The 24,554-nt window shown below is 70.3% G+C and carries 25 protein-coding genes; 19 read left to right on the forward strand and 6 right to left on the reverse strand.

Annotated features, from left to right (window positions below; genetic code table 11):
• Positions 1 to 5: 5 nt before the first annotated feature.
• Complete coding sequence (locus tag JQS43_RS07265; RefSeq protein WP_239678289.1) at positions 6 to 1,175, reverse strand: DDE-type integrase/transposase/recombinase; 1,170 nt, start codon at positions 1,173 to 1,175, stop codon at positions 6 to 8.
• 573 nt (positions 1,176 to 1,748) lie between these two features.
• Here JQS43_RS07265 and JQS43_RS07270 point away from each other — a divergent pair.
• From JQS43_RS07270 to JQS43_RS07285, 4 genes are read left to right on the forward strand one after another with little or no spacing between them, the layout of a single operon-like run.
• Positions 1,749 to 2,624 carry a ComEA family DNA-binding protein gene (locus JQS43_RS07270; RefSeq protein WP_239678290.1) on the forward strand — a complete coding sequence of 292 codons (876 nt, stop codon included), beginning with the start codon at positions 1,749 to 1,751 and terminating at the stop codon, positions 2,622 to 2,624.
• Positions 2,621 to 5,050 carry a ComEC/Rec2 family competence protein gene (locus JQS43_RS07275; protein ID WP_239678291.1) on the forward strand — a complete coding sequence of 810 codons (2,430 nt, stop codon included), beginning with the start codon at positions 2,621 to 2,623 and terminating at the stop codon, positions 5,048 to 5,050. The genes JQS43_RS07270 and JQS43_RS07275 overlap by 4 nt, the downstream gene beginning before the upstream one ends.
• Positions 5,047 to 6,042, forward strand: a complete 996-nt coding sequence (gene holA / locus JQS43_RS07280; RefSeq protein WP_239678292.1) for a DNA polymerase III subunit delta — start codon at positions 5,047 to 5,049, stop codon at positions 6,040 to 6,042. The genes JQS43_RS07275 and holA overlap by 4 nt, the downstream gene beginning before the upstream one ends.
• Positions 6,039 to 6,548 (forward strand): hypothetical protein, encoded by a 510-nt coding sequence (locus JQS43_RS07285; RefSeq protein ID WP_239678293.1) that lies wholly within the window; start codon positions 6,039 to 6,041, stop codon positions 6,546 to 6,548. The genes holA and JQS43_RS07285 overlap by 4 nt, the downstream gene beginning before the upstream one ends.
• Before the next feature lie 10 nt (positions 6,549 to 6,558).
• On the opposite strand, the gene rpsT is transcribed toward JQS43_RS07285, so the two are convergent.
• A complete protein-coding gene (gene rpsT, locus JQS43_RS07290) occupies positions 6,559 to 6,828 on the reverse strand; it encodes a 30S ribosomal protein S20 (protein WP_239678294.1) in 270 nt (89 codons plus the stop codon).
• Between the two features lie 217 nt (positions 6,829 to 7,045).
• Here rpsT and lepA point away from each other — a divergent pair, with 217 nt between their 5' ends.
• Positions 7,046 to 8,908, forward strand: a complete 1,863-nt coding sequence (gene lepA, locus JQS43_RS07295) for a translation elongation factor 4 (protein WP_239678295.1) — start codon at positions 7,046 to 7,048, stop codon at positions 8,906 to 8,908.
• A gap of 73 nt (positions 8,909 to 8,981) precedes the next feature.
• Here the strand turns inward: lepA and JQS43_RS07300 are convergent, their stop codons facing one another.
• Entirely contained in the window at positions 8,982 to 9,830 is an 849-nt protein-coding gene (locus tag JQS43_RS07300) for a hypothetical protein (protein WP_239678296.1), read from the reverse strand.
• A gap of 11 nt (positions 9,831 to 9,841) precedes the next feature.
• Positions 9,842 to 10,630 (reverse strand): enoyl-CoA hydratase-related protein, encoded by a 789-nt coding sequence (locus tag JQS43_RS07305; protein ID WP_239678297.1) that lies wholly within the window; start codon positions 10,628 to 10,630, stop codon positions 9,842 to 9,844.
• Positions 10,631 to 10,665: 35 nt separating this feature from the next.
• Here JQS43_RS07305 and hemW point away from each other — a divergent pair, with 35 nt between their 5' ends.
• Positions 10,666 to 11,889: a radical SAM family heme chaperone HemW gene (gene hemW / locus JQS43_RS07310; RefSeq protein WP_239678298.1), complete on the forward strand. Its 1,224-nt coding sequence runs from the start codon at positions 10,666 to 10,668 to the stop codon at positions 11,887 to 11,889.
• 37 nt (positions 11,890 to 11,926) lie between these two features.
• Here the strand turns inward: hemW and JQS43_RS07315 are convergent, their stop codons facing one another.
• On the reverse strand, positions 11,927 to 12,346 hold the full coding sequence (locus JQS43_RS07315) for a DUF4870 domain-containing protein (protein WP_239678299.1): 420 nt from the start codon (positions 12,344 to 12,346) through the stop codon (positions 11,927 to 11,929).
• A 178-nt stretch (positions 12,347 to 12,524) separates the two neighbouring features.
• Here JQS43_RS07315 and hrcA point away from each other — a divergent pair, with 178 nt between their 5' ends.
• The 8 genes from hrcA to JQS43_RS07355 all read left to right on the forward strand — a co-directional run bounded on the left by hrcA (position 12,525) and on the right by JQS43_RS07355 (position 19,824).
• Positions 12,525 to 13,559 (forward strand): heat-inducible transcriptional repressor HrcA, encoded by a 1,035-nt coding sequence (hrcA, locus tag JQS43_RS07320; RefSeq protein WP_239678300.1) that lies wholly within the window; start codon positions 12,525 to 12,527, stop codon positions 13,557 to 13,559.
• A gap of 98 nt (positions 13,560 to 13,657) precedes the next feature.
• Positions 13,658 to 14,812, forward strand: a complete 1,155-nt coding sequence (gene dnaJ / locus JQS43_RS07325) for a molecular chaperone DnaJ (protein ID WP_239679347.1) — start codon at positions 13,658 to 13,660, stop codon at positions 14,810 to 14,812.
• A 17-nt stretch (positions 14,813 to 14,829) separates the two neighbouring features.
• On the forward strand, positions 14,830 to 15,558 hold the full coding sequence (locus JQS43_RS07330; protein ID WP_239678301.1) for a 16S rRNA (uracil(1498)-N(3))-methyltransferase: 729 nt from the start codon (positions 14,830 to 14,832) through the stop codon (positions 15,556 to 15,558).
• 197 nt (positions 15,559 to 15,755) lie between these two features.
• Positions 15,756 to 17,204 carry an N-acetylglucosamine/diacetylchitobiose ABC transporter substrate-binding protein gene (gene ngcE / locus JQS43_RS07335; protein WP_239678302.1) on the forward strand — a complete coding sequence of 483 codons (1,449 nt, stop codon included), beginning with the start codon at positions 15,756 to 15,758 and terminating at the stop codon, positions 17,202 to 17,204.
• A 53-nt stretch (positions 17,205 to 17,257) separates the two neighbouring features.
• Positions 17,258 to 18,193, forward strand: a complete 936-nt coding sequence (locus JQS43_RS07340; RefSeq protein WP_239678303.1) for a carbohydrate ABC transporter permease — start codon at positions 17,258 to 17,260, stop codon at positions 18,191 to 18,193.
• The gene (locus tag JQS43_RS07345; protein WP_239678304.1) at positions 18,193 to 19,110 is read left to right on the forward strand and encodes a carbohydrate ABC transporter permease; all 918 of its coding nucleotides are present in this window, start codon (positions 18,193 to 18,195) and stop codon (positions 19,108 to 19,110) included. Before JQS43_RS07340 ends, JQS43_RS07345 begins: the two co-directional genes overlap by 1 nt.
• A 52-nt stretch (positions 19,111 to 19,162) precedes the next feature.
• Positions 19,163 to 19,393: a ribbon-helix-helix protein, CopG family gene (locus tag JQS43_RS07350; RefSeq protein ID WP_239678305.1), complete on the forward strand. Its 231-nt coding sequence runs from the start codon at positions 19,163 to 19,165 to the stop codon at positions 19,391 to 19,393.
• Positions 19,393 to 19,824, forward strand: a complete 432-nt coding sequence (locus tag JQS43_RS07355) for a TA system VapC family ribonuclease toxin (protein WP_239678306.1) — start codon at positions 19,393 to 19,395, stop codon at positions 19,822 to 19,824. The genes JQS43_RS07350 and JQS43_RS07355 overlap by 1 nt, the downstream gene beginning before the upstream one ends.
• Here the strand turns inward: JQS43_RS07355 and JQS43_RS07360 are convergent.
• Positions 19,814 to 20,167: a histidine triad nucleotide-binding protein gene (locus tag JQS43_RS07360; RefSeq protein ID WP_239678307.1), complete on the reverse strand. Its 354-nt coding sequence runs from the start codon at positions 20,165 to 20,167 to the stop codon at positions 19,814 to 19,816. The two genes, JQS43_RS07355 and JQS43_RS07360, sit on opposite strands and share 11 nt — an antisense overlap.
• Positions 20,168 to 20,323: 156 nt before the next feature.
• Here JQS43_RS07360 and JQS43_RS07365 point away from each other — a divergent pair, with 156 nt between their 5' ends.
• The 5 genes from JQS43_RS07365 to era are packed head-to-tail and all read left to right on the forward strand — an operon-like array spanning position 20,324 to position 24,554.
• Positions 20,324 to 21,382, forward strand: a complete 1,059-nt coding sequence (locus JQS43_RS07365; protein WP_239678308.1) for a PhoH family protein — start codon at positions 20,324 to 20,326, stop codon at positions 21,380 to 21,382.
• A gap of 56 nt (positions 21,383 to 21,438) precedes the next feature.
• Positions 21,439 to 21,903 (forward strand): rRNA maturation RNase YbeY, encoded by a 465-nt coding sequence (ybeY, locus tag JQS43_RS07370; protein ID WP_239678309.1) that lies wholly within the window; start codon positions 21,439 to 21,441, stop codon positions 21,901 to 21,903.
• A gap of 15 nt (positions 21,904 to 21,918) precedes the next feature.
• A complete protein-coding gene (locus JQS43_RS07375) occupies positions 21,919 to 23,289 on the forward strand; it encodes a hemolysin family protein (protein ID WP_239678310.1) in 1,371 nt (456 codons plus the stop codon).
• Entirely contained in the window at positions 23,282 to 23,641 is a 360-nt protein-coding gene (locus JQS43_RS07380; RefSeq protein ID WP_239678311.1) for a cytidine deaminase, read from the forward strand. The genes JQS43_RS07375 and JQS43_RS07380 overlap by 8 nt, the downstream gene beginning before the upstream one ends.
• Positions 23,634 to 24,554: a GTPase Era gene (era, locus tag JQS43_RS07385; RefSeq protein WP_239678312.1), complete on the forward strand. Its 921-nt coding sequence runs from the start codon at positions 23,634 to 23,636 to the stop codon at positions 24,552 to 24,554. The genes JQS43_RS07380 and era overlap by 8 nt, the downstream gene beginning before the upstream one ends.

Genomic DNA, 24,554 nt, shown 5'->3' on the forward strand with positions numbered 1-24,554 from the left:
GCTGATCATTCGGTTCTGGTGAGTGCGGCGTATCTCTTGGCAGGGTCGATGTGGACATAGCCGATGGGTTGACCGTCGGTGCTGTAGACGGTGGCGTGGTCGCCGTTGCGGACGGCGGTGACGGTGCCTCCGGCGCGGGCGATGCCGACGCTGGTGGTGTGGCGGCCGATTCGGATGTTGCCGTTGGCGGCGACGGTGCAGCGGTGCAGGGTGGCGTCGGTCTGGATGGGTGGGCTGTCGGGCCCGCCCAGGCTGGCTGCGCTGGTCCAGGCCTGCTGGGGGGTGGCCCGGCCGGGAAGGGCGCTGTGGCGACGCTGGTGGTTGTAGTGGGTGCGGTAGCGATCCAGCAGTTGCTGGAGGTCGGTGATGGTGGCCGGTGCGGGCTGGGCGCGTAGCCACTTCTTGAGGCTCTGGTGGTGGCGCTCGACTTTGCCGCAGGTCTGTGGATGGTAGGGGCTGGAGTTGATCGGCCTGATGCGCCAGTTGAGCAGGGTGCGGACGAAGCCGGACAGGGAGCCTGGGCGGGTCAGGCGGCTGGTGAAGGCGGCGCCGTTGTCGGAGAGCACCACTGCGGGGGCGCCGTAGGCGTCCACGGCTTTGGTGATCGCGGCGACCGCGGCTTTGCTGGTCTCGGCTGGCGCGGCGTGGCAGGCCACCAGGGTGCGGGTGCAGTCGTCGAGGACATCGAATATCACCGCTGTGGCGCCGGTGGCCAACTTCGTCTCGGTGGCATCGATCTGGTAGCAGTCACGGGGCCGGGCGTAGCTGAAGCGCCGGTAGGAGCTACGCGGTCGTTTGGCCGGGTTGCGTACCAGCAGGTCGTGCCGGGAGAGCACCCGGTTGATGGTTGATCGGGACGGCACCTGCCAGGTGGGGCTGGTTCGGGCGTGGATGCTTATCAGCGCGTCGCGGATGAAGTCCGCTCCGTTGTCCACCCCAAGATCGGCTCGGAGCTTGACGATCCACGCGTCCAGGTCTTCGGGGGTGGTGGTGGGACTGTGATGCGGCCGCCGTGACCGCTCCTGCCAGACTCCCTCGGCCTGGATACGCGCGCGATGCCGGTAGACCGTACGGGCCGACACTCCATGCTCTCGTGCGAACTGGGCCGCGCTGACCCTCACGCCCGCGGCGAGTTGTGCATCCAACAGCTTCATGATGTGCTGCCGAGTAGCCATGCCCAGCAGCACATCCCGGCTGCCCGGCAGGAACAGGGTGACACATGTATCGGGACACAAACTGCGACAGATGTCATGGGACTGAAGAGTCGTAGCTGCGACAACAACCGCACAAGATTCGGCCGGCGGAGAACTCACCCCACGTACCTAGCCAGATGCCGCCTGACCATACGTCGTGGCCGGGCATTTTCGAGTCAATACGGTTGCCCGCATTGTGGAGTTGACCTGGGGCCAGCCCTGGTTGGGTCAATGCGTTGGCGCACGAAGTGGTCGATGGGTTCGGGGTTCCAGCGCGCCAACCCGATCTATCGGGAAGTCATTGTCCGGGTCATGGGCAACGGCGTCGAGGCGAATGTGGTGGCGGACCCTCGCTCGTTCGTACCGCCAGACGGGCGGGTTTTCGCAGGTGGAAAGCCCAGGAGGGCGGGCGATCACCGTTCTGCGGGGGTGATCGACTCGGTTTCTACCACACGGCAGCAAGCAGGCGGGACGTTGTCCACAGCGGGCTGAGTTGTCCACAGCTGGCCGCCCGCTCCCGGCGGACCACGTGCCGGCGGCCCTACTGTCCTCACCGTGCGCGACGAGGGTGATGCCGGATGGAGCTCCGGCGAGCGGCTTGCCCGGGTGTTGACCGCCCCGGCGGCGGCCGACGGTGCGGTCAGCGGGGCTCCCGCCGGGCTGCCCGTGATCACGTTGCGGCAGCCGGATGGCGGTTGGCGACCCTACCGACCGGGCGTGGCGGAGCCGGCCGGTCCGGCGCCCCGCGACGAGCCGGCCGGGACGGCTCCACCAGCTCGCCGGCCGGAGGGGTCCGACGACCCGGAGGGCGGCCCCGGGCGGCTGGCCCGGCTCGCCGGGCACGCCTTCGACCCGGGCCGACCGGGTCTGCGGGCGTTGGCGGCGGTGGCGATCGCGGTGGTGGTCGGCGCCGCAGTGCTGGCGTGGTGGTCGCGGCCGCAACCGGAGCCGGTGACTCCACAGCTGTCAGCCACCGGAGCCGCGGTGGTGGCCACACCGACCGGGCCGGCGGTGCTGGTCGTCGCGGTTACCGGGCTGGTGCGCGAGCCCGGTCTGGTGGAGCTGCCACCGGGGGCCCGAGTGGCGGACGCGATCGAGGCGGCCGGGGGTCTGCTGCCGGAGGCTGAGATCGACCAGCTCAATCTTGCCCGCAAGGTCAGCGACGGCGAACTCATCGCGGTCGGGGTGGATCCGCCGCCGGACGAGCTGGCGGGGGCGGCTTCGGGGGCGGCCACCGGCGGGCCGGTGAATCTCAACACCGCGACGCTGGAGCAGTTGCAGGGCCTGCCCGGGATCGGCCCCGCACTCGCCCAGCGGATCATCGACTACCGGGACACCCACGGCCCATTCACCTCGGTCGGCCAACTGCGGCAGGTGTCGGGGATCGGTGAGGTGCGCTTCGCCGAGTTGCAGGAGCTGGTGACGGTATGACCAGCCACCGGTTCGGCGGGGCCGGTCCGGTCGACCTGCGGCTGGTCGCGGTCGCGACGGCGACCTGGCTGTCGGCGTACGCCTCACTCCATACCCGAGCCCCGGTGGCGTTCGGTGTGGCGGGCGGCGCGGTGGCAGCCGCTCTGCTGCTGTGGTGGATGGCGGGCCGGGCCGCGGGCTGGGCCGGGGTGGCGCTGGCGGTGCTGCTGGGCGTCGTCTGTGGCACGGCGTCGACCGCGGCCCGACTAGTCAGCCGGGACGCACCGGAGGTGGCGTCGACCGCGGCCGCCCAGGCGCACGTGACCGCGGAGCTGACCCTCCGCCGTGACCCCCGCCAGCTGAACCGGGAGGTCGGCCGGCCACCGAGCTGGCTGATCCCGGCGTGGCTGCATCAACTCACCCCGGTGACGGAACCGGCCCCGGTGCGGGTGCGGGTGCGGATCTTGGTCTTGACCGGCGACCCGGGGTGGGGCGAGTTGGCGCCGGGGCAGCGGGTGCGCGCCCAGGGCCGGTTGAGCCCGGCCCGGGGCGGAGACCTGACCGCCGCGGTCCTGTCGAGCGCGGGGGCGCCGGAGCTCCTGACGCCGCCGCCGTGGCACTTGGCCACCACCAGCCATCTTCGACACGGGCTGCAGGCGGCGACCGATCCGCTGCCACCCGCGCCGGGTGGGCTGGTCCCCGGCCTCGCCGTCGGGGATGTCAGCGCGCTGGATCCAGGCCTGTCCGACGACTTCTTCGTGACCGGCATGACGCATCTCGTCGCGGTCAGTGGCACCCACGTGGCGATCGTCGTCGGGTTCGTGTTTCTGCTCGCCCGGGCTGCCCGGGCGCCCCCGTGGCTGACGGCGCTGGGGTGCGGGGCGTCGATCGTCGGCTATATGGTGCTGTGCCAGGCAAGCCCGTCGGTGCTGCGCGCCGGGGTGATGGGGCTGATCGCGTTGGTGGCCCTGGCCAACGGCCGGCTTCGGGCGGCGATGCCGGCTTTGGCCGCCACGGTGACCGTGCTGGTCGTCGCCGACCCGCAGTTGGCGGCGGCGCCGGGGTTCACCATGTCGGTGACGGCGACCGCCGGGCTGTTGCTGCTGGCGCCCCGCTGGCGGGATGCGCTGCGCCGGCGGCGGGTGCCGAGGGGGCTGGCGGAGGCGCTGGCGGTCCCGGCGGCGGCGCAGGTCGCGGTCTCGCCGGTGATCGCCGGGATGTCGGGCACGGTCAGCCTGGTGGCGGTGGCGGCCAATCTGATCGCTACCCCGGTGATGGTGCCAGCGACGTTGCTGGGGGTGATGGCCGCGGTGGCGGCGCCGTTCTCGCCGGCGACAGCGGGGTTCCTGGCGTGGCTGGCGAGCTGGCCGGCCTGGTGGCTGGTGCTGGTCGCGCGGTACGCCGCGCAGGTGCCGGGGGCGGTGGCGCCGTGGCCGGAGGGGGCCGCGGGGGCGCTGCTGTTGGCGGCGGCGACGGTCGCGACGCTGGTGGCGGTGCGGCTGCGCCGAGTGCGGGTGCTACTGGCGGTGGCGACCGCGGCGGCGGTGGTCGGGGCGTTGCCGGTGAAGACCACCGCCAGCGGCTGGCCGCCGGCCGGGGCGGTGGCCGTGGTGTGTGCGGTGGGGCAGGGAGACCTGGTGGTGCTGCCGCTGGGGCGCGGTTCGGCGATCGTGGTGGACGCCGGGCCGGAGCCGGCGGCCGCCGATCGCTGCCTGCGGGACCTCCGAATCCGGCACATACCCATGTGGATCGTGAGTCACTTCCACGTGGACCACGTGGGCGGGGTGGACGGCGTGTTCCGGGGTCGCCAGGTGACGGCGGTGCTCACCTCCGGGGTGCCGGAGCCGGAGTTCGGCCACGACCTGGTGGTGGGGGCCGCCGCGGCCGCTGCGGTGCCGGTGCACGTGCCCGAACCGGGCAGTGTCTACCGGATCGGGGAGGTGTCTTTGACGGTGCTGGGGCCGGCCTACCCGCATGTCGGCACCCGCTCGGACCCTAACAACAACTCGTTGGTGATCCGGGCCGAGGTGCGGGGAGTCTCTGTCCTGTTGACCGGCGACGCCGAAGTGGAGCTGCAACACACTCTGATCGAGCTGGTGCCGCCCGATCTGCTGCGGGCCGATGTGCTGAAAGTCGCTCACCACGGCAGTGTCTTTCAGGAGCCCGAATTCTTCGAGTTGGTGTCGCCGACCGTGGCGCTGGTGCCGGTCGGTGCGGACAACACCTACGGGCATCCGCACCCGGCGATCCTGGCGGCGCTGACCCGGGGCGGCGCCCGGGTCCTGCGGACCGACACCGATGGGGACATAGCGGCGGTGGTACGCCCGAACGGCGAGCTGGCCGTGGTCGCCCGCCCGCTGCCGCCCGGGTCTGGCGGTGCGTTGCCGAAACGCGTCGTCGTGAAAAGCTGTCGGCCCGTAGCGGCACGTGCGAGGATTGCCAGGTGACCCCCGCGGATCGTGTCGTGCTTGTGCTGGGTGAAGAGGAACTGTTGGCCAGCCGAGCGGTCGCCGACGCTGTGGCGGCAGCCCGGGCCGCCGACCCCTCGGTCGAGGTGCGAGAGCTGGCCGCCAATGCCCTCGGCGCCGGGGAGCTCTCCGAACTTCTCAGCCCATCGCTCTTCGGCGGTGCCCGGGTGGTGGTGGTGCGCGGCGGCCAGGACGCGCGTAAGGACCTGACCACCGCGATGCTGGCGTACGCCGGCAATCCCGATCCAGAAGTCACCCTGGTGGTTACCCACGCGGGCGGGGCCAAGGGCAAGGCTTTCGCGGACGGGCTCAAGAAGGCCGGGGCCGCCGTGGTCGCGGCGGCGAAGATCTCCCGGCACCGTGACAAGATCGAATTCGTCAAGGGTGAGATCCGCCGGTTCGGTGGCCGCTGTGCGGACGACGCAGCCGAGTCGCTGCTGGCGGCGGTCGGCAATGACCTGCGAGAACTCTCCGGAGCGTGTTCGCAGCTGGTCGCCGACACGGACGGCCGGATCGACGCCGACACGGTCGCCCGCTACTACCGGGGGCGTGCCGAGGTGAGCGGTTTCACCGTCGCGGACGCGGTGATGGTGGGTGACACCGCCGGTGCGCTGGCCGCGCTGCGGTGGGCACTGCAGTTGGGCGTGCCGGTGGTGCCGATCGCGGATGCGCTGGCCGACGGGGTCCGCACCGTCTCCCGGGTGGCCTCGGCGGGCCGGGGCAACGCGTACCAATTGGCGAGCAAGCTGGGCATGCCGCCGTGGAAGGTGGAGCGTGGGCAGCGGCAGGCCCGTGGTTGGCCGCCGGAAGGGCTGGTGGCGGCGATGCGGGCGGCGGCGGAGTGCAACGCGGCGGTCAAGGGCGGCAGCGAGGATAGTGGCTACGCGCTGGAACGGGCGGTGACGGCGATGACCGCGGCCCGGGCCGGGGCGGTCGATGGAGCGCAACGGGTTGCCGGAGGGCGCCGATGACGGGGGCGCCGACGGCGGTGGCAGGGCGGCCGCTCTACGCCCGCCTGCTGCGGCTGCGGCATATGCGGATCTCCGGCCTGGCCAGTATCGCCTTGTTTGAGGGTGTGATCGCGGCGGCGGTGCTGCTGGCGCTGGCGGAGGTGACGAGCTGGTGGGCGGTGCCGGTGCTGCCGCTGGTGGTGGCGGCGATGGTGAAGCTCAATGACGTGCTAAGTGGGCTGCTGCCCGAGGCCGGCAGGGCTGAGCCCGGCGGCGCGGAGGCCGACCGGGTCACCGCCGACGGCGCGAAGAGCAGCGGAGCAAAGCATCGCCGACCCGCCACCGAGCCGCCTACCAGCCCGGCGCATCTGCCGTTGCGGCCGGCGGCGCGGGCGGTGCGTCAGGTGAACCGTGGGGTGATCGGCTCGATGGCGCCGGTGGAGTCGATGGCGCCGGTGGCGCCGGTGGCGCCGGTGGATTCGCCGGAGCAGCGGTTCCGGCAGTCGGCCCGCCGCCGCTATCGGTAGCCGACCAGGTTCAGCTGTCGCTGGCCCCGTCCAACCGGTGGGCGATCGAGGACTTCCGGTTCGCCGCCTGGTTACGGTGGATGACGCCCTTGCTGGCGGCCTTGTCCAGCTTGCGGGCCGCGTCCCGCTGCAGCGAGGCGGCGGCCTCCAGGTCACCGGTCTCCAGGGCCGCGTGGAACTTGCGGACCGCGGTCTTGAGCGACGACTTGACGGACTTGTTCCGCAGTCGGCGCTGCTCGTTCTGCCGGTTCCGCTTGATCTGCGACTTGATGTTCGCCACTGACAGCCTCGTCCTACTCGCTAGGGTGGGTGGTATCGCGCGCTCGCGGGCACGCAATCCCCGACAATACCAGTTTCTGAGGAAACCGTCGCTCCGGTGGTCAGCGTGCCCGCACGGAAGCGGGTGCCGCAGTGGCGACCGGCGCACCGCCGGCATGGGACCATGGAGACTCCTACCCACAACCCGTCGCCGACGACCCGTCGCCCCGACCGAACGGATGACCGTGCCACCGACGCCCGAACCTGTCAACCGCACCCCCGGTGCCACCGACCCATCCCGGATTCGCAACTTCTGCATCATCGCGCACATCGACCATGGCAAGTCGACGCTGGCGGATCGGATGCTGCAGCTGACCGGGGTGGTCGACCAGCGACGGATGCGGGATCAGTACCTGGACCGCATGGATATCGAGCGGGAACGCGGCATCACGATCAAGAGTCAGGCGGTCCGGATGCCGTGGCGGGACGAGTTCGTCCTGAACATGATCGACACCCCCGGCCACGTCGATTTCAGCTACGAGGTCTCGCGTTCGTTGGAGGCCTGTGAAGGAGCGTTGCTGCTGGTCGACGCTGCGCAGGGGGTGGAGGCGCAGACGCTGGCCAACCTGTATATGGCGATGGAGCACGACCTCGCCATTATTCCGGTGCTCAACAAGATCGACCTGCCCGCGGCCCAACCCGAGAAGTACGCCGAGGAGCTGGCCCATCTGATCGGCGGCGACCCGGCCGACTGCCTGCGGGTCTCGGGTAAGACCGGCGATGGTGTAACGGAGTTGCTCGATCGGATCGTCGAGCAGGTCCCGGCGCCGGTCGGTGACCCGGACGCACCCGCCCGCGCAATGATCTTCGATTCGGTCTACGACGTCTACCGGGGAGTTGTCACTTTCGTTCGGATGGTGGACGGCCGGATCGAGCCGCGGGAGCGGATTCGGATGATGTCCACCGCGGCCACCCATGAGCTGTTGGAGATGGGCGTGATCTCCCCGGAGCCGACCCCCTCGGGCGGCCTCGGGGTGGGCGAGGTCGGTTATCTGATGACCGGGGTGAAGGATGTCCGGCAGTCCCGGGTCGGCGACACCGTCACCATCAGCTCCAGGCCCGCCAGCGAGCCGCTCGGCGGTTATCAGGATCCCCAACCGATGGTCTACTCCGGCCTCTATCCGCTCGACGGATCCGACTATCCGGTGCTGCGTGACGCATTGGACCGGCTGAAGCTGAACGACGCCGCGCTCGCCTTCGAACCGGAGACCAGCACCGCGCTCGGGTTTGGATTCCGCTGTGGCTTCCTGGGCCTGCTCCACCTGGAGATCGTCCGGGAACGGCTGGAACGGGAGTTCAATCTCGACCTGATCTCGACCGCCCCGAACGTCGTCTACCGGGTCACGATGGAAGACGGCACCGAGCTGGCGGTAACGAATCCGAGTGAGTTCCCGGCCGGGAAGATCGCCACCGTCTATGAGCCGATGGTCAAGGCGACGGTGTTGACCCCGAACGATTACGTCGGTGCGGTGATGGAGCTGTGCCAGGGCCGGCGGGGTCAGCTGCAGGGCATGGACTATCTGTCGCCGGAGCGGGTGGAGCTGCGCTACTCGCTGCCGCTCGCCGAGATCATCTACGACTTCTTCGATCAGCTCAAGAGTCGGACCAAGGGGTATGCGAGCCTGGATTACGAGGCTACCGACGAGCTACCGTCCGACCTGGTGAAGGTGGACATCCTGTTGCAGGGTGAGACGGTGGACGCCTTTAGCGCGATCGTCCACAAAGATAAGGCGTACCGGTACGGTCTGTCGATCGCCGAGAAGCTGCGTTCGCTGATTCCGCGGCAGCAGTTCGAGGTGCCGATCCAGGCGGCGATCGGGAACCGGGTGATCGCGCGGGAGACGATTCGGGCGATCCGCAAAGACGTGCTCGCCAAGTGTTACGGCGGTGACGTGACCCGCAAGCGCAAGCTGCTGGAACGGCAGAAAGAGGGCAAGAAGCGGATGAAGATGGTGGGCCGGGTGGAGGTGCCGCAGGAGGCGTTCATCGCCGCGCTCTCCACCGACAGCAGCGCCCCGACGGCGAAGTCCACCGGCCGCTGAGCCCGGGTCCGAGCGCTGCGGTGCGCCGGGCCACCACCGTCGTGGTCGGCGGGCCGGCCGGCCGACCGGCCGGTCAGCTCTCCGGCGCGACCTCGGCCCGCACGTGGTCGATCGCCGTCTCGGTGGTCGACCAGCCGCGGACATCGGCGGACCACCGCTGATCGGCGAAGTGGACCTCGGTGACGCCATGGCCGGCGGCGTGGGCGACCAGCCAGTGCGCGTAGCGCCAGCCGGTGGCCGGGTCGTCGGCGCTGATGGACAGTCGGGTGGTCTCTGCCCAAGCCGTCGTGGTCTGGTTACCCCAGTCTTCGGCGAGCGCGTCGCCGAGCGCGGACGCGGCGGCCTCGCCCCGTTGTCGCGGATCATTCGGGACCGCACAGCTCACCGCCCCGGTGACGTGGCCGAGTAGGGCGGCGGCGAGCACCTCGGAGTCCTCGGCCCATTGCTGGTACGCCTCCGGGAAGGCAGAGCGCTGCACCCGTTGGGCGGCGTCGGTGACCCGCATGTCCTGCCAGCCGTCCACCTCCCGCAGCGCGAGGTAGAAACGCTCGGCGGCGTACCGGGGGTCGCTGATCTCGGCCTCGCTGCCCCAGCCCTGGCTTGGTCGCTGTTGGAACAGGCCGATCGAGTCATGGTCATTGCGCGACCCGAGGTGTGGCAGGTTGCGCAGTTTGGACTCCTGCAGGGCGGTGGCGAGCGCCACCACCACCGCCCGGTCGGGCATGTCGAGCGTTACCCCTACCGCGGTGATGGTGGCGGCGTTGGCCATCTGGTCGTGGTCGAGCCGGACCTCCTCGTCGGTCGACACCCGGCAACCGGTCTGCAGATCCGGTAGCTGGATCCGGTCCCGCTGGTGGAAGAGCCACAACCCGGCTACCGCCACCAGCACCAGCACCAGCACCACGACCACCACGCGCCGCATAGCTCCATAGCTTACTGGCGGGCGGCCACCACCCACTGCGGGTCGCGCTTCTCCCGGAACGCGGCGACTCCCTCCCGGGCATCGGCGGACTGAAAGTAGCTGACCGAGGCCGCCGAGAGGTGCGCCAGGTCGGCGCGGATGTCGATACCGGCCCGCTCGCGCAACAGCTGTTTGGTGCCGGCCACCGCCGCCGGGGCGCCCCGGACCAGGGCGTCGCAGACGTTGGCGACGGTCGAGGCCAGTTCGGTGGTGGGCACCGCCTCAGTGACCAGCCCGACTTGGGCGGCGTAACGGGCGTCGACCACCTCGCCGGTGAGGTAGAGCCGGGCCGCCGCCCCCGGGGTCAGCCGCGGCAGCACGGTGGCCGAGATCACGGCGGGGATGACACCGAGCCGGACCTCGGAGAAGGCGAAGGTGGCAGCGTCGCTACTGATCGCGATGTCGGCCGCGGCGAGTACGCCGATCCCACCGGCCCGGGCCGGTCCGCCCACCTGGGCGACCAGCGGCTTGGGGCACTCCCACAGTTCGGCGAGCAGGTCGGCCAACATCGCCACCGGCAGTTGCCCGGCGGCGCGGGCGCGTTCGGTCTCGGCCAGGTCGGCGCCGGAGCAGAAGACCGGCCCGGTGTGGTCGAGCCGGATCACGCGTACCGATGGGTCGGCGACCGCGTCGGCGAGCCCGGCCCGTAGCTGGGTCATCAGCGGGGTGGAGAGCGCGTTGCGGTTGGCGGGGCTGTCCAGGGTGAGGGTGGCCACGCCACGATCGGTGGCGGTCTGCACCAGCGGGGGGTTCTCGGTCATGCCAGCAGCGTAGTCAGCCAGGCAGACTAGATGCTGTGCCCGGACCACTACCCGACGGCGAGCCCGTCCCTGCCGATGGCGCCCTGCCGGACCACGCCCGTGCCGGGGTGGGCCACCTCGGCTTCGGTGTCTACCTGCACGTGCCGTTCTGTGCCAGCCGCTGCGGCTACTGCGACTTCAACACGTACACCCCGGGTGAACTCGGCGCCGCTGGTGGCCGGTCGGAGTACGTCTCGGCGGTGCTGTCGGAGCTGGGGCTGGCAGCTAAGGTGCTGGCGGAGTCGCCGCCGCCGCGGGTCGACACGGTCTTCGTCGGCGGGGGTACCCCCACGCTGCTGCCGCCGGACGAGCTGGCGCGGATCGTGGCGGCGATCGACGACACGTGGGGGTTGGCGACCGACGCGGAGGTGACGACCGAGGCGAACCCGGAGTCGGTCGACCCGGCGTCGCTGCGCCGGCTGCGGCGGGCCGGGTTCAACCGGATCTCATTGGGGATGCAGTCCACCGCCGCGCATGTCTTGGCGGTTCTAGACCGCCGGCACCGGCCGGGTCGGGCCACCGCCGCGGTGGCTGAGGCGCACGAGGCGGGGTTCGGCCACGTCAACCTGGACCTGATCTACGGGACACCGGGGGAGCGGCCGGAGGACTTCGCCGACTCGCTGGCGGCGGCGGTCGCGGCTGGGGTCGATCATCTTAGCGCGTACTCGCTGATCGTCGAGGCGGGGACTGCGCTGGCGACGCGGGTGCGCCGGGGGGAGCTGCCGGCGCCGGACGATGACGTCGCGGCCGACCGGTACCTGGCCGCCGAGGCGGCGCTGACTGGGGCGGGGTTCGGGTGGTATGAGGTGTCGAACTGGGCCCGGACACCGGCGGGGCGGTGTCGCCACAACCAGCTGTACTGGTCGGGCGGTGACTGGTGGGGGTTGGGGCCGGGCGCCCACAGCCACGTCGGCGGGGTGCGCTGGTGGAACGTCAAGCATCCGGCCCGCTACTCGGGCCGGTTGGCCGCGGGGGAGTCCCCGGGGCACGGGCGGGAGGTCCTGAGCCTCGCCGAGCGGCAGACCGAGCGGGTGATGCTGGGGTTGCGGCTCGCCGACGGGGTGCCGTTGGCGGAACTCCCCGCCGCTGGCCGGGCCGAGGCGACTGCGGCGGTGGCGGAGGGTCTGTTGGAGCCGGCCCCTCACCGGGCTGGTCGGGCGGTGCTGACCCTGCCCGGGCGACTGCTGGCGGACGGGGTTACCCGGCGGCTGCTCGGCTGACCTCCGGCCAGCCGAGCAGCCGCCCGGGGCGGCAGGGTTACTTCACCATCTTGATGGCGAGCTGGTAGTTGTACAGGTGGCCGTCGTTCGCCTTGATCCCGGCGATGATCGAGAAGACCACGCTGACCACGATCGCGGCGGGCAGCAACAGGGCGCCGATCACCAGGCACAACGTGAGCCAACCGAGCAAGCCGACGATCGACCAGGTGAGCTGGAAGTTCAGCGCCTGCACCGCGTGCGCGCGGACGGTCGGCGACTCCTTGCCCTTCGCCACCAGGGCGATTAGCGGCGCGACCCAGCCGAACATGCCGCCGAGGATGAGCATCCCGGCACCGCCGCCGAAGTGGGCGACGAGTGCCCAGGTCTTTTCCTCGCCGTTCGCGTACCCCGGCGGGGGTGCGGCTCCGCCCGGTGGTGGGGGCGGTGGTGCTGGTGGTGGTTGAGGTGGTGATGTCATGCGGCTTACCCTAGATGGTTTGTGCTGCTGGCGGGGCTATGGGGGATCAACCGGACAGCCATGATTTCTCAGCTCGCCAGCTGGTCCTGCCCCGCGTAAACTGGCACTCGCTACGGTAGAGTGCCAGTACCGGATACCCCGTGACGGCACCGCCGGGTCGACCGGTCGGAGGTGGTGCATGGAGCTCGATGAGCGAAAGCAGGATGTGCTGCGCGCCATCGTCGAGGATTTCGTGGCTACCCAGGAGCCGGTCGGCAGCCGGGCGTTGGTGGAACGGCACCAGCTCAATGTGTCGCCAGCGACGGTCCGCAACGACATGGCGGTCCTGGAAGAGGAGGGCTACATCCGGCAGCCGCACACCAGCGCCGGCCGGGTCCCCACCGACCGGGGCTATCGCCTCTTCGTGGACCGGCTCGCCCGGGTCAAGCCGCTCTCCGCGGCCGAGCGTCGGGCGATCGAGCGGTTCATGGCCGGCGCGGTCGATCTCGACGACGTGGTGCACCGGACGGTGCGGCTGTTGGCGCAGCTCACTCGCCAGGTCGCGGTGGTCCAGTACCCGTCGCTGACCCGTTCGGCAGTGCGGCACCTGGAGCTGGTCCCGATCTCTACCACCCGGCTGCTGCTGGTGGTGATTACCGACACTGGTCGGGTGGAGCAGCGGTTGGTTGAGTTGCCGGGCCCGACCCCGGGTGACGACGTCACCGAGCTGCGGCAGCTGATCAACGCCAAGCTCGGCGGCGAGCAGCTGACCGAGGCTCCCGCGCTGGTGGCCGCGCTGGTCGAAGAGGCGGCGCCCGGGCTGCGGCCAGCGATGGCCACCCTCGGCTCGGTGTTGCTGGAGACGTTGGTGGAGCGGCATGACGAGCGGATCGCCCTGGCCGGCACCGCCAACCTGACCCGGACCGGGCTGTTCGACTTCCAGGGTTCGCTCCGGCCAGTGCTGGAGGCGCTGGAAGAGGAGGTGGTGCTGCTGAAGCTGATCGGCGAGATCGAGGCTGATGGCGAGTTGGCGCTGCCGCGGGTCCGGATCGGCGACGAGAACGAGTTCGTCGATCTGCGGACCACCTCGGTGGTGAGCACCGGGTACGGCCCGGGTGACACCATTGTCGGGGGGCTGGGCATCGTCGGCCCCACCCGCATGGACTACCCCGGCACCATCGCCACGGTCCGGGCCGTGGCACGCTACGTCGGCGAACTGCTGGCGCAGAATTGACCTCGCGGCACAATTGACCACGCAGCAGCACCTGACCAGCCCGCAACGACTATGCAGACCGACGACCAGACGCACCGATCATGAGGACACACGACGCAGTGGCCAAGGACTACTACGAGATTCTCGGCGTCTCGCGGGACGCGTCAACGGATGAGATCAAGCGCGCCTACCGCCGGCTCGCCCGGAAGTTTCATCCTGACGTCAACCCGGAGCCGTCTGCGCACGAACGGTTCAAGGAGATCAACACCGCCTACGAGGTGCTCTCCGATGACCAGAAGCGGCAGATAGTCGATCTCGGCGGTGACCCGTACGCGCCGGGCGGTGGCCTGGGCGGTGCCGGGGCCGGCGGCGCGGACGGGCCAGGCGGGCCGTTCGTCGGTTTCCAGGACATCATGGACGCGTTCTTCGGGGCGTCCGCTGGTGGCGCCGGCGGACGCGGCCCCCGACCGCGTACCCGGCCCGGCGCCGACGCGGTGTTGCGGGTCGAGCTGGAGCTGGCGGAGACCGCCTTCGGGGTCGAGGCGCCGGTGACCGTGGACACGGCCGTGTTGTGCACCACCTGTTCCGGTGCGGGCACCGCCGCTGGGACGCAGCCGGCCACGTGTGAGTCGTGCGGTGGGCACGGTCAGGTCCAGTCGGTGCAGCGCACCTTCCTCGGCCAGGTCGTCTCGTCCCGACCCTGCGTGGCCTGCCAGGGCACCGGGACGGTGATCCCGAGCCCGTGCGCGAGCTGCGCCGGTGACGGCCGGGTGCGGTCCCGCCGGTCGTTGACGGTGAAGATCCCGGCCGGGGTTGAGGACGGCATGCGGATCCGCCTCGCGCAGCAGGGCGAGGTCGGCCCGGGCGGTGGGCCACCCGGGGATCTCTACGTCGAGATCCACGAGAAGCCGCACGACATCTTCTCCCGCAAGGGCGACGATCTGCACTGTCGAGTCACGGTGCCGATGACCGCGGCGGCGCTGGGCACCCGGCTCACCATCAAGACGCTCGACGGCGAAGAGGAGCTGGAGGTTCGGGCGGGCACCCAGCCGGGGGCCACCCAGCGGTTGCGTGGCCGGGGTGTGCCCCACCTGCGGGGCACCGGTCGCGGGGACCTCTTCGTCCATCTCGATGTCCGGACACCGAGCAAGCTCGACCCGGAGCAGGAGCGACTGCTGCGGGAGTTCGCGCGGGCCCGTGGTGAAGAGGTCGCCCAGCTCAGCAAGCAGGGCGGGTTCTTCGCGCGGATGCGTGACGCGTTCAACGGCCACTAGGTCGGGGCGCGAGCGGGGTGAGCGCGCCGCGGTTTCTGGTCGACGAGCTGCCGTCCGGCGAGACCTCGAGGCTGGCCGGCCCGGAGGGTCGTCACGCCGCCGACGTCCAGCGGCTGCGGCCGGGTGAGCAGCTCTCGCTCGCCGACGGCCGCGGCGGGGTGGCTACCGCCACGGTGATCACGGCCGAGCGCGGTGCGCTGGAGCTGCGGGTCGATGGGCGGTGGCAGGAGCCACCGGCCGACCCCCGTCTTGTGGTGGTGCAGGGGATCGGCAAGGGGGACCGATCCGAGCTGGCGGTGCAGGCGATGACCGAGGTGGGGGTCGACGAGATCGTTCCCTGGGCGGCCGCCCGGTCGGTGACGCGTTGGCAGGGTGACCGGGGCGAGAAGGCGTGGCGGCGCTGGGGGAGTACCGCCAGGGAGGCGGCCAAGCAGTCCCGGCGGGCCTGGCTGCCGGTGCTGTCCGACCCGGCGAACACCGCCGCGGTCGCCGCCCGCCTGGCGACCGCCGCGGTCGCGCTGGTCCTGCATGAGGAGGCGACCGACCGGCTGAGTGGGGTGCCGCTGCCCGCCACCGGCGAGGTGGTCGTGGTGGTCGGCCCGGAGGGCGGGGTGGCGCCAGCGGAGCTGTCCGTCTTCGCCGAGGCCGGGGCGCACCAGGTCCGGTTAGGTGGCTCGGTGCTGCGGACCTCGACCGCTGGGGTGGCGGCGCTCTCGGTGCTGCAGGCCCGCCTGCACCGCTGGTAGGTCGCGCCGCTCTGCGGTGATTTGCGGGGTTAGTTGAGCATTTGCCGCCGCGTCGAGTACGGAAAAGTCCCGGCGCGGGTCTTGACTTCCGGTCTTTTAGTAAGAACTATTTCCTAAACAGTAAGTAAGGCTTACTAACAACTAACCGGAACCGAGTGATCAGTGGGCCAGCCGCGACTGACGCCAAGGAGGACCCCATGTCCACCAGACCGACCCCCTTCGACCCCGCTCGGTCGCCCGGCCGCCAGCTGACCCGTCGCGGCCTCCTCGGCCGCGCCGCCGCGGCCGGGCTGCTCGCCGGGCCAGCGGCCGGCCTGCTGGCCGCCTGCGCGAGCAGCGGTGAGGCCAGCTCGGAAGCGGCCGAGGGGAGCGACGACAATCCGTTCGGGTTCGACCCCGCCTCCCAGATCGACGCGGTCTTCTTCACCGGTGGCTTCGGCGAGGAGTACCCGGACGCGATCAGCGACGCCTTCGCGGCCCACTATCCAGAGGCCGAACTGGGGGCGCTGAAGACCGAGACGATCGGCACCGTGGTGCAGCCGCGATTCGCCGGTGGCACGCCACCGGACATGGTGAACAACTCCGGCGGCGACGAGCTGGACCTGGCCGGCCTGGTCAACGACGGCGCGGTGCTGGATCTCACGCCGCTGCTGGACGCGCCGAGCCTGGACGATCCACAGGTGCCGGTACGGGACACGTTGCAGCCGGGCACCGCCGAGGCCGGGATGTTCGGCGACCGGATGTTCGCGCTCAACTACTCGTACTCCACCTACGGCATCTGGTACGACGCCGCACTGTTCCGGACCCACGGCTGGGCCCCGCCGACCACCTGGGACGAGTTCCTGGAGCTGGCGGCGGAGATGAGCGACGCCGGCATCGCACCCTTTATCCACACCGGCGAACACCCGTGGTACATCCACAACGTCTTCATGGAGTGGATCTACCGGGAGGGCGGGCTGCCGGTTATCGCGGCGATCGACAATCTGGAGCCCGACGCCTGGCGGGCCGACGCGGTGGTGCTGGCGGCACAGCGGCTGCAGGAGCTGGTCGACCGGAGACTGGTCTACCCGGGAGCTGAAGGGCTGGACCACACCCAGTCGCAGCAGGTCTGGTTGGACCACGGCGCCGGCCTGATCTGGAACGGGTCGTGGCTGGAGAACGAGATGCGCGACACCACGCCGCCGGAGTTCGAGATGACCTTCGCGCCGCCGTGGGCGCCGTCGAACAGCCCTGCAACCCCGTACGGCACCATGCGGGTCGGCGCCGGGGAGCCGTTCGTGGTCCCGGCCGACGGCGCGAATACCGCCGGCGGCCTGGAGCTGTTGCGAGTGATGCTCTCCCGCGCTGCCGCGAGCGCGTTCACCGAGCTCACCAGCTCGATGACGGTGGTGGCGGGGGCGACCGGCGGGGTGGACTCCACCGCTCTGACCTCGGCCACCGAGGCGGCCTCGGCCGCCCCCGAGGTCATGGACTGGAAGGCCCTGGGTTGGTACGGCGCCCACCTGATGGACGACGCGCTGCTACCGGAGATCGCCGACCTGATGGCCGGTCGCAGCGACGCCGAGCGGCTGATCGACCGGATCCAGCAGGCCGCGGATCAGGTCGCCGAGGACGACTCGATCGAGAAGTTCACCCGCGACGCCTGAGAGCCGGGTCGCCGGCTGCGTGGGTCGCAGCCCCGACCTACCCGAGGAGAGCCATGCGACGGGGCAGATACCCCTTCATCTTCAGCTTCCTGGCGCTGCCGCTGCTGGTGTACGGCGGGTTCGTGCTCTGGCCGTACCTGCAGACGGTCGGGTATTCGTTCACCGATTGGGGTGCCCGTAGCCCGGAGTTCGAGTTCATCGGTGTGGCGAACTACCGGCAACTCGTCGCCGACGAGGCGTTTCGCGGCGCCTTCGCCAACAGCCTGTTCTTCTTTCTGACGCTGCCGATCGCCACGATCGCACTGGCGCTGTTCTTCGCGTTCATGCTCAATGTCGGTGGCCGCGGGAACCGGCCCGGGGTACGAGGTGTGGTCGGTTCCTCGTTCTACCGGGTGGTCTTCTTCTTCCCGTTCGTGCTGTCGATCGCGATCGTTGCCGTGGTCTGGCGCAACGTCCTCCGGACCGACTCCGGTGGGCTCGCCAACTCGTTCCTGATGGCGCTCGGGGTGGTCGACCCCGGCCGGCCGTTGCTGTTTCTCAGCGATCCCCGACTGGTGCGGTGGTTGCTGCTGGCGGTGGCGGTATGGACGGCCACCGGGTTCTTCATGGTGCTCTTCTCGGCGGCCATGGCGTCGATCCCCAAGGATCTGTTCGAGGCCGCCATGTTGGACGGCGCCGCCCGCGGCCAGCAGTTCTTCCGGATCACCCTGCCGCTGCTGCGGGATACGGTGTCGGTCGCCTGGGTCTACCTCGGGATCATGGCGTTGGACATGTTCGCGCTGGTCTACGCGCTCACCCCCCGGCAGGGGGCGGCGCACGAGGCGAGTCGGGTGATGGCCACCCAGGTGGTGGAGACCGGGTTCGGGACCTTCCGGCCGGGTCAGTTCGGCTACGCCTGCGCGATGGGGGTCTCCCTCGCCACGTTCACCCTGATCCTCGCGATCATCCAGCTGCGGGTGCTCCGCCGGGAACGAATCGAGTACGCCTGATGGCCGCTATCGCACCTCCCCGCCCGCCTGCTGACCGGCCGACGGCGGGCGCCCGCCCTGCCGGCCGGGGCGCCTCTGGCGGCGGGGTGCTGAACGTCTTCTCGCACGCCTTCCTGATCGTCTGGGCGGTGCTGGTGGTGCTGCCGCTGCTGTGGGCGGTGCTGCAGTCGGTCCGCACCGATCGGGAGATCCTTACCGATCCGTGGGGCCTGCCGACGAGCCTGCAGTGGGACAATTTCGTCCGGGCGTGGTCGACGAGCAATATCGGCGACTATTTCCTCAGCACGCTGATCGTGGTGTGCGGCGGAGTCTTCTTCACGATGTTGCTGGGCTCGATGGCCGCCTATGTGCTGGCGCGATATCCGTTCCCCGGAAACCGGTTCATCTACTACCTCTTCGTCGCCGGGCTGACGGTGCCGATCTTTCTGGCGTTGATTCCGCTCTTCTTCGTGGTCCGCAACAGCGTCGGCCTCAACACGTACCACGGGTTGATCCTGGTCTACGTCGGCTACTCGCTGCCGTTTACGGTCTTCTTCCTGCATTCGTTCTTCCGGACCCTGCCGACCGCGGTCGCCGAGTCGGCGGCGGTGGACGGCGCCGGACACACCCGAATCTTCTTCCAGGTGATGCTGCCGATGGCGAAGCCGGGGCTGATCAGCGTCGGCATCTTCAACCTGGTCGGGCAGTGGAACCAGTTCGTGTTGCCGCAGGTGTTGATGCAGAAGCAGAGCGGTTTCGACGCCGACCGCAGTGTGCTGGCGCAGGGGTTGGTGGCGCTGGCGATCCAGCAGGGGTACCGGTCGGACTGGTCGGCGTTGTTCGCCGGGATGACGATCGCGATGCTGCCGATCCTGGTGGTCTACGTGATCTTCCAGCGGCAGGTGCAGACCGGCCTGACCGGCGCCACCCTCAAATGATCTATCGCATCAAGATGTGCGGTGGCGCGCATCAATATGCTATGATTGCCGCATGCGGACTACGATCACCTTCGACGATGACACTGCGGCCGCGGTCGACCAACTGCGGCGCAGCGGCGCGCGAGGTGTCAGCCAGATCGTCAACGACCTGATCCGGGCTGGGCTCCGTCACCGGGAAGAGCGCCCACCGTTCGTCCAGTCGACCTCGGATCTGGGGATCCAGGTGGACGTCGCCAACGTCGCGGAGGCGCTCGACCTGCTCGACGGCCCGGACCACCGCTGATGCTGGTTGACGCGAACCTGCTGTTGTATGCGGTTGACACCCGCAGCCCGTTCCATGACCGGGCGCGGGAGTGGTTGACCGGAGCGCTGAATGGTCGGGAGCGAGTGGGGCTCCCGTGGCAGTGTCTGACCGCGTTCGTGCGCATCGCCACCCACCCCCGCGCTGCCCAACGGCCGCTCACCCCGGCTCAGGCGTGGGAGCACGTCAGTAGCTGGCTCGCCTGCGAGGTGGCCTGGACCCCCTTGCCGACCAACCACCACGCCGAGGTGTTAGGTGCCCTGGTGGTGGAGCATGACCTACGCGGCAACCTGGTCAGCGACGCCCACCTGGCCGCGTTGGCCATCGAGCACGGCCTCAAGCTCTACTCCGCCGACAGTGACTTTGCGAGGTTCCCGAAGCTGACCTGGGTGAACCCGTTGGTCAGCGGCTGAGCATCGGGCCCAACGCGCGGCCACCCAGCACGTGGGCGTGCAGATGAAAGACCTCTTGCCCGCCGTGCGGCCCGGAGTTGACGATCACCCGGTAGCCGTCGTCGGTGAGCCCTTCCTGTCGGGCGACGGCGGCAGCGGTGGCGAAGACCTCGCCGGCCAGCGCCGGGTCGGCGTCGGTGAGCGTGGCCAGGTCGGCGTGGTGATCGCGGGGGATCACCAGCACGTGGACCGGGGCCTGGGGTGAAATGTCGCGAAACGCGATGGTCCGCGGGGTTTCGTGGACCACCGTCGCCGGGATCTCGCCCGCCACGATCTTGCAGAAGAGGCAGTCACTCATGCTCACTCCCGCATGCTAGACGAGCGTTCGGCCCGCTCCGGTCACCCGGGTGCGATTAGAGCTGACCGGATCGGCCCGGAGCCGATACCATGGAGGCAGTGATCCACCACCCGTGGATCAATTGGACTGGAGAGCAGGTGGCAGGGGCCGTACGGCCGGACTATGACCGACCTAGATAACGCACCCACGATTGCGACGACGCCGTCTCCGTCACGCGCGCAGGCCAAGATCACCATCGAGGACCCGCAGGCCATGGTGAGCCTGCTCGGGGCGGCGGACGAGATCCTCAAGCTCGTCGAGCGTTCGCTCGCCAGCGACATCATGGTTCGCGGCAACGAGATCACCATCACCGGCGCGCCGGCCGACAACGCGCGGGCCGAGCGGCTCTTCGCGGAGCTGCTGGAGCTGATCGAGCGCGGCGAGACCTTGACCGCCGACAGCGTCCGGCGGACCCTAGGGATGCTGGACGCCGGGACCAGCGAGCGGCCGGCCGAGGTGCTGACGCTCAACATCCTCTCGCGGCGCGGCCGCAACATCCGCCCCAAGACGCTCGGCCAGAAGCGCTACGTGGACGCGATCGACCAGCACACGGTGGTCTTCGCGATCGGGCCCGCCGGCACCGGCAAGACCTACCTGGCGATGGCCAAGGCGGTGCAGGCGCTGCAGGCTAAGCAGGTCACCCGGATCATCCTGACCCGGCCGGCGGTGGAGGCGGGGGAGCGGCTGGGGTACCTACCCGGCACGCTCTACGAGAAGATCGACCCCTACCTGCGACCGCTCTACGACGCGCTGCACGACATGATCGATCCGGATTCGATCCCGCGGTTGATCCAGAGCGGCACGATCGAGGTAGCCCCGTTGGCGTACATGCGGGGTCGCACCCTCAACGACGCCTTCATCATCCTGGACGAGGCCCAGAACACCACCCCCGAGCAGATGAAGATGTTCCTGACCCGGTTGGGCTTCGGCTCGCGGATCGTGGTGACCGGCGACGTGACCCAGGTGGACCTGCCCGGCGGTGCTCAGAGCGGGCTCCGGGTGGTGCGGGAGATCCTCGACGGCCTAGGCGATGTGCACTTCAATCAGCTCGGCAGCGGCGATGTCGTCCGGCACCAGCTGGTGAGCGACATCGTTGACGCGTACGCCAAGTGGGACGCCAACCAGGAGCTGCGTGCGGTGCCCGGCCAGGGTTCGCAGGGCGGCCGGCAACGCCGGCGCTGACCACCGCATCCATGAGCCAGATCGACGAGCCAGAGACCAGAGGTACGAGACGACCGGTGTCCATCGAGATCGCGAACGAGTCCGGCATGGAGCTCGACACCGATGCCATTCTTGACGTTGCCCGGCACGCGTTGACCGAGACCGGGGTGAGCCCGCTCGCGGAGCTCTCTATCCTGCTGGTCGACGCGGAGTACATGGCCGACCTGAACCACCGGTGGATGGGCGGCGACGGGCCGACCGACGTGCTCGCCTTCCCGCTAGACGAAGCCGGCGGTGACCCCGGGCCGGTGGAGAACGGCGGCGAACCGACTCTGCTCGGCGACATCGTCCTCTGCCCAGAGGTGGCCGGGCGACAGGCGACCGCCGCCGGGCACAGCACCGCCGACGAGGTCGCCCTGTTGACCGTGCACGGCGCGCTGCACCTGCTCGGCTATGACCACGCCGAGCCAGAGGAAGAGCGGGAGATGTTCGGACTGCAATCCCAGCTGCTCGACAGCTGGCGACGATCGCGGACCAGCTGACGGACGGGCTGCACGATGGGTGCTGACGGGGCGGGCTTACCTGATCTGGCCCTGCTGGGCTGGGCGACCGGGCTAGTGGTGCTGGCCGGGCTGGTCGCGATGAGCGACGCGGCGCTGGGCGCGGTCTCCGCGGCGCGGGCGCGAGCGCTGGCTCGGGACGGAGTCTGGGGTGCGCAGGCGTTGACGGCGGTCGCCGCCGACCGTCCCCGCTACCTCAACCTGCTGCTGTTGCTGCGGTTGGCGTGCGAGCTGAGCGCCACCACGTTGGTGGCGCTGGTGACGGTGGATACGTTCGGCCTGGGCTGGACCGCGGGGTTGGTCACGGCCGGCACCATGACCGTGGTCAGCTTCGTAGTGGTCGGGGTGGGTCCCCGCACGCTCGGCCGGCAGCACGCCTACCCGATCGGGCGCGCCTCGGCGCCGTCGGTGCGCTGGCTGGGCCGGGCGCTCGGTCCGCTCGCGTCGCTGCTGATCTGGATCGGCAACGTGGTCACTCCCGGCCGTGGCTTCCGGGAAGGTCCGTTCGTGGTGAGCAGCCAGAACGGTGTCGAGTCAGACTTGTCGGTGGAGCTGCGGGAGCTGGTCGACCTGGCCGGCGAGAGCGGTGCGGTCGAGCAGGGCGAGCGGCGGATGCTCCACTCGGTGGTGCAGCTGGGCGATACGGTCGCCCGCGAGGTGATGGTGCCGCGTACCGAGATGGTGTGGGTGGAGGCGCACAAGAGCCTCCGGCAGGCCTTGGCGTTGGCGCTACGTTCCGGTTTCTCGCGGATTCCGGTGATCGGTAGCAGCGTGGACGATGTCCTCGGGGTGGCGTATCTGAAGGATCTGACCCGCTGGGTGATGCGGGAGCCGGAGCAGGCAGCCGACCCGGAGCGGGTCGATCAGGTGATGCGCCCGGCGGTCTTCGTGCCCGAGTCGAAGCCGGTGGATGATCTCCTCTCGGAGATGCAGGCGGCCCGGGTGCATCTGGCGATCGTGGTCGACGAGTACGGCGGCACCGCCGGCCTGGTCACGATCGAGGACATCCTGGAGGAGATCGTCGGCGAGATCACCGACGAGTACGACGTAGAGCTGCCGCCGGTCCAGGAGCTGCCCGACGGGGCGGTCCGGGTCTCTGCGCGGCTGCCCATCGACGAGCTGGCTGAGCGGTTCGACGCGGTGTTGCCGGCCGAAGGCGTCGACACCGTCGCCGGGCTGCTCGCTGAGCAGTTGGGCCGGGTGCCGATCCCGGGGGCGACGGCTACCGTAGGGGGGCTGCGGCTGGTGGCCGAGGGGACCGCCGGCCGCCGGAACCGGATCGGCACGGTGCTGGTACGCCGTGCTGAGCAGCCTGAAGACGGGCCTGGCCCGACACGACCCGATGAGAGGCAGGCGGCGGATGCCTGAGGCGGACCTGGAGCAGCCGGCGGTGGACGCGGAGGACGGCAAGCTGGTCACATTGGCGCGGGCGGCGCGGGCGCGGGTCGGCGCGGTCGAGGGGGCGGCGGTGCGGGACCAGGACGGCCGCACCTACACCGGGGTGACGGTGCGGCTGCCCTCGTTGACCATCGCGGCGCTGCAGCTGGCGGTGGCCTCGGCGGTGGCGGCGGGCGGCACCCGACTGGAGGCCGCGGCGGTGGTCACCGAAGCCTCCACGCTGGACGACCTCGGTCGGGCGGCGGTGCGGGACCTGGGCATGGGGGCGCCGATCCACGTCGCCAGCCCGGCCGGCCAGGTGCTGGCGACGGTCCGTGACTGACCCGGCGCAGCCGGCCGCCCCGGACGCTCCGGAGCCGGCCTACCGGGCGGGTTTCGCCTGCTTCGTCGGCCGCCCCAACGCCGGCAAGTCCACGCTCACCAACGCGATCGTCGGGCAGAAGATCGCGATCACCTCGAACAAGCCACAGACCACCCGGCACGTCATTCGGGGCGTGCTGCACCAGCCGCAGGCGCAGCTGGTGCTGGTCGACACCCCCGGGCTCCACCGCCCCCGCACCCTGCTGGGCGAGCGCCTCAACGACCTGGTCCGCGCCACCTGGAGCGAGGTGGATGTGATCGGGCTGTGCCTGCCGGCCGACGAGCAGATCGGCCCCGGGGACCGGTTCATCACCGGCGAGATCGAGCAGCTGCGCGCCACCGTGATCGCGGTGGTGACCAAGATCGACCTGATCGACCGGTCCCGCCTCGCCAAACAGCTCAGCGCGGTCGCCGACCTCGCCGACTTCGCCGAGGTGGTGCCGGTCAGCGCGGTCTCCGGCGAACAGGTGGGCACGCTGGTCGACGTGGTCACCACGTACCTCCCCGAGTCCCCCCAGCTCTACCCCGACGAAATGTTCACCGAGGAGCCCACCCAGGTGCTCGTCGCGGAGCTGGTGCGGGAGTCGGCGCTGGAGGGGGTCCGCGACGAACTTCCCCACTCGATCGCGGTCGTGGTGGAGGAGATGACCACCGAAGGTGACCTGACCCGGATCTTCGCCGACCTGTATGTCGAACGACCCAGCCAGAAGGCGATCGTGATCGGTCGTCGCGGTGCCCGACTGAAGGAGGTCGGCACCCGCGCCCGGGCCGAGATCGAGCAGCTGCTCGGTGGCCGGGTCTATCTCGACCTGCACGTGCGGGTCGCCAAAGACTGGCAGCGCGACCCGCGGCAGCTGCGCAAGCTGGGGTTCTGA

The organism is Natronosporangium hydrolyticum (assembly GCF_016925615.1).
GTDB classification, from domain to species: domain Bacteria; phylum Actinomycetota; class Actinomycetes; order Mycobacteriales; family Micromonosporaceae; genus Natronosporangium; species Natronosporangium hydrolyticum.

What these genes read in the sequence shown, in the direction of transcription:
- JQS43_RS07265 (WP_239678289.1), bottom strand. Translation starts at nt 1,175, where the DNA reads ATGGCTACTCGGCAGCACATCATGAAGCTGTTGGATGCACAACTCGCC.
- JQS43_RS07275 (WP_239678291.1), top strand. Translation starts at nt 2,621, where the DNA reads ATGACCAGCCACCGGTTCGGCGGGGCCGGTCCGGTCGACCTGCGGCTG.
- JQS43_RS07285 (WP_239678293.1), top strand. Translation starts at nt 6,039, where the DNA reads ATGACGGGGGCGCCGACGGCGGTGGCAGGGCGGCCGCTCTACGCCCGC.
- lepA (WP_239678295.1), top strand. Translation starts at nt 7,046, where the DNA reads ATGACCGTGCCACCGACGCCCGAACCTGTCAACCGCACCCCCGGTGCC.
- JQS43_RS07300 (WP_239678296.1), bottom strand. Translation starts at nt 9,830, where the DNA reads ATGCGGCGCGTGGTGGTCGTGGTGCTGGTGCTGGTGCTGGTGGCGGTA.
- JQS43_RS07305 (WP_239678297.1), bottom strand. Translation starts at nt 10,630, where the DNA reads ATGACCGAGAACCCCCCGCTGGTGCAGACCGCCACCGATCGTGGCGTG.
- JQS43_RS07315 (WP_239678299.1), bottom strand. Translation starts at nt 12,346, where the DNA reads ATGACATCACCACCTCAACCACCACCAGCACCACCGCCCCCACCACCG.
- hrcA (WP_239678300.1), top strand. Translation starts at nt 12,525, where the DNA reads ATGGAGCTCGATGAGCGAAAGCAGGATGTGCTGCGCGCCATCGTCGAG.
- ngcE (WP_239678302.1), top strand. Translation starts at nt 15,756, where the DNA reads ATGTCCACCAGACCGACCCCCTTCGACCCCGCTCGGTCGCCCGGCCGC.
- JQS43_RS07340 (WP_239678303.1), top strand. Translation starts at nt 17,258, where the DNA reads ATGCGACGGGGCAGATACCCCTTCATCTTCAGCTTCCTGGCGCTGCCG.
- JQS43_RS07345 (WP_239678304.1), top strand. Translation starts at nt 18,193, where the DNA reads ATGGCCGCTATCGCACCTCCCCGCCCGCCTGCTGACCGGCCGACGGCG.
- JQS43_RS07350 (WP_239678305.1), top strand. Translation starts at nt 19,163, where the DNA reads ATGCGGACTACGATCACCTTCGACGATGACACTGCGGCCGCGGTCGAC.
- JQS43_RS07355 (WP_239678306.1), top strand. Translation starts at nt 19,393, where the DNA reads ATGCTGGTTGACGCGAACCTGCTGTTGTATGCGGTTGACACCCGCAGC.
- JQS43_RS07365 (WP_239678308.1), top strand. Translation starts at nt 20,324, where the DNA reads ATGACCGACCTAGATAACGCACCCACGATTGCGACGACGCCGTCTCCG.
- JQS43_RS07375 (WP_239678310.1), top strand. Translation starts at nt 21,919, where the DNA reads ATGGGTGCTGACGGGGCGGGCTTACCTGATCTGGCCCTGCTGGGCTGG.
- JQS43_RS07380 (WP_239678311.1), top strand. Translation starts at nt 23,282, where the DNA reads ATGCCTGAGGCGGACCTGGAGCAGCCGGCGGTGGACGCGGAGGACGGC.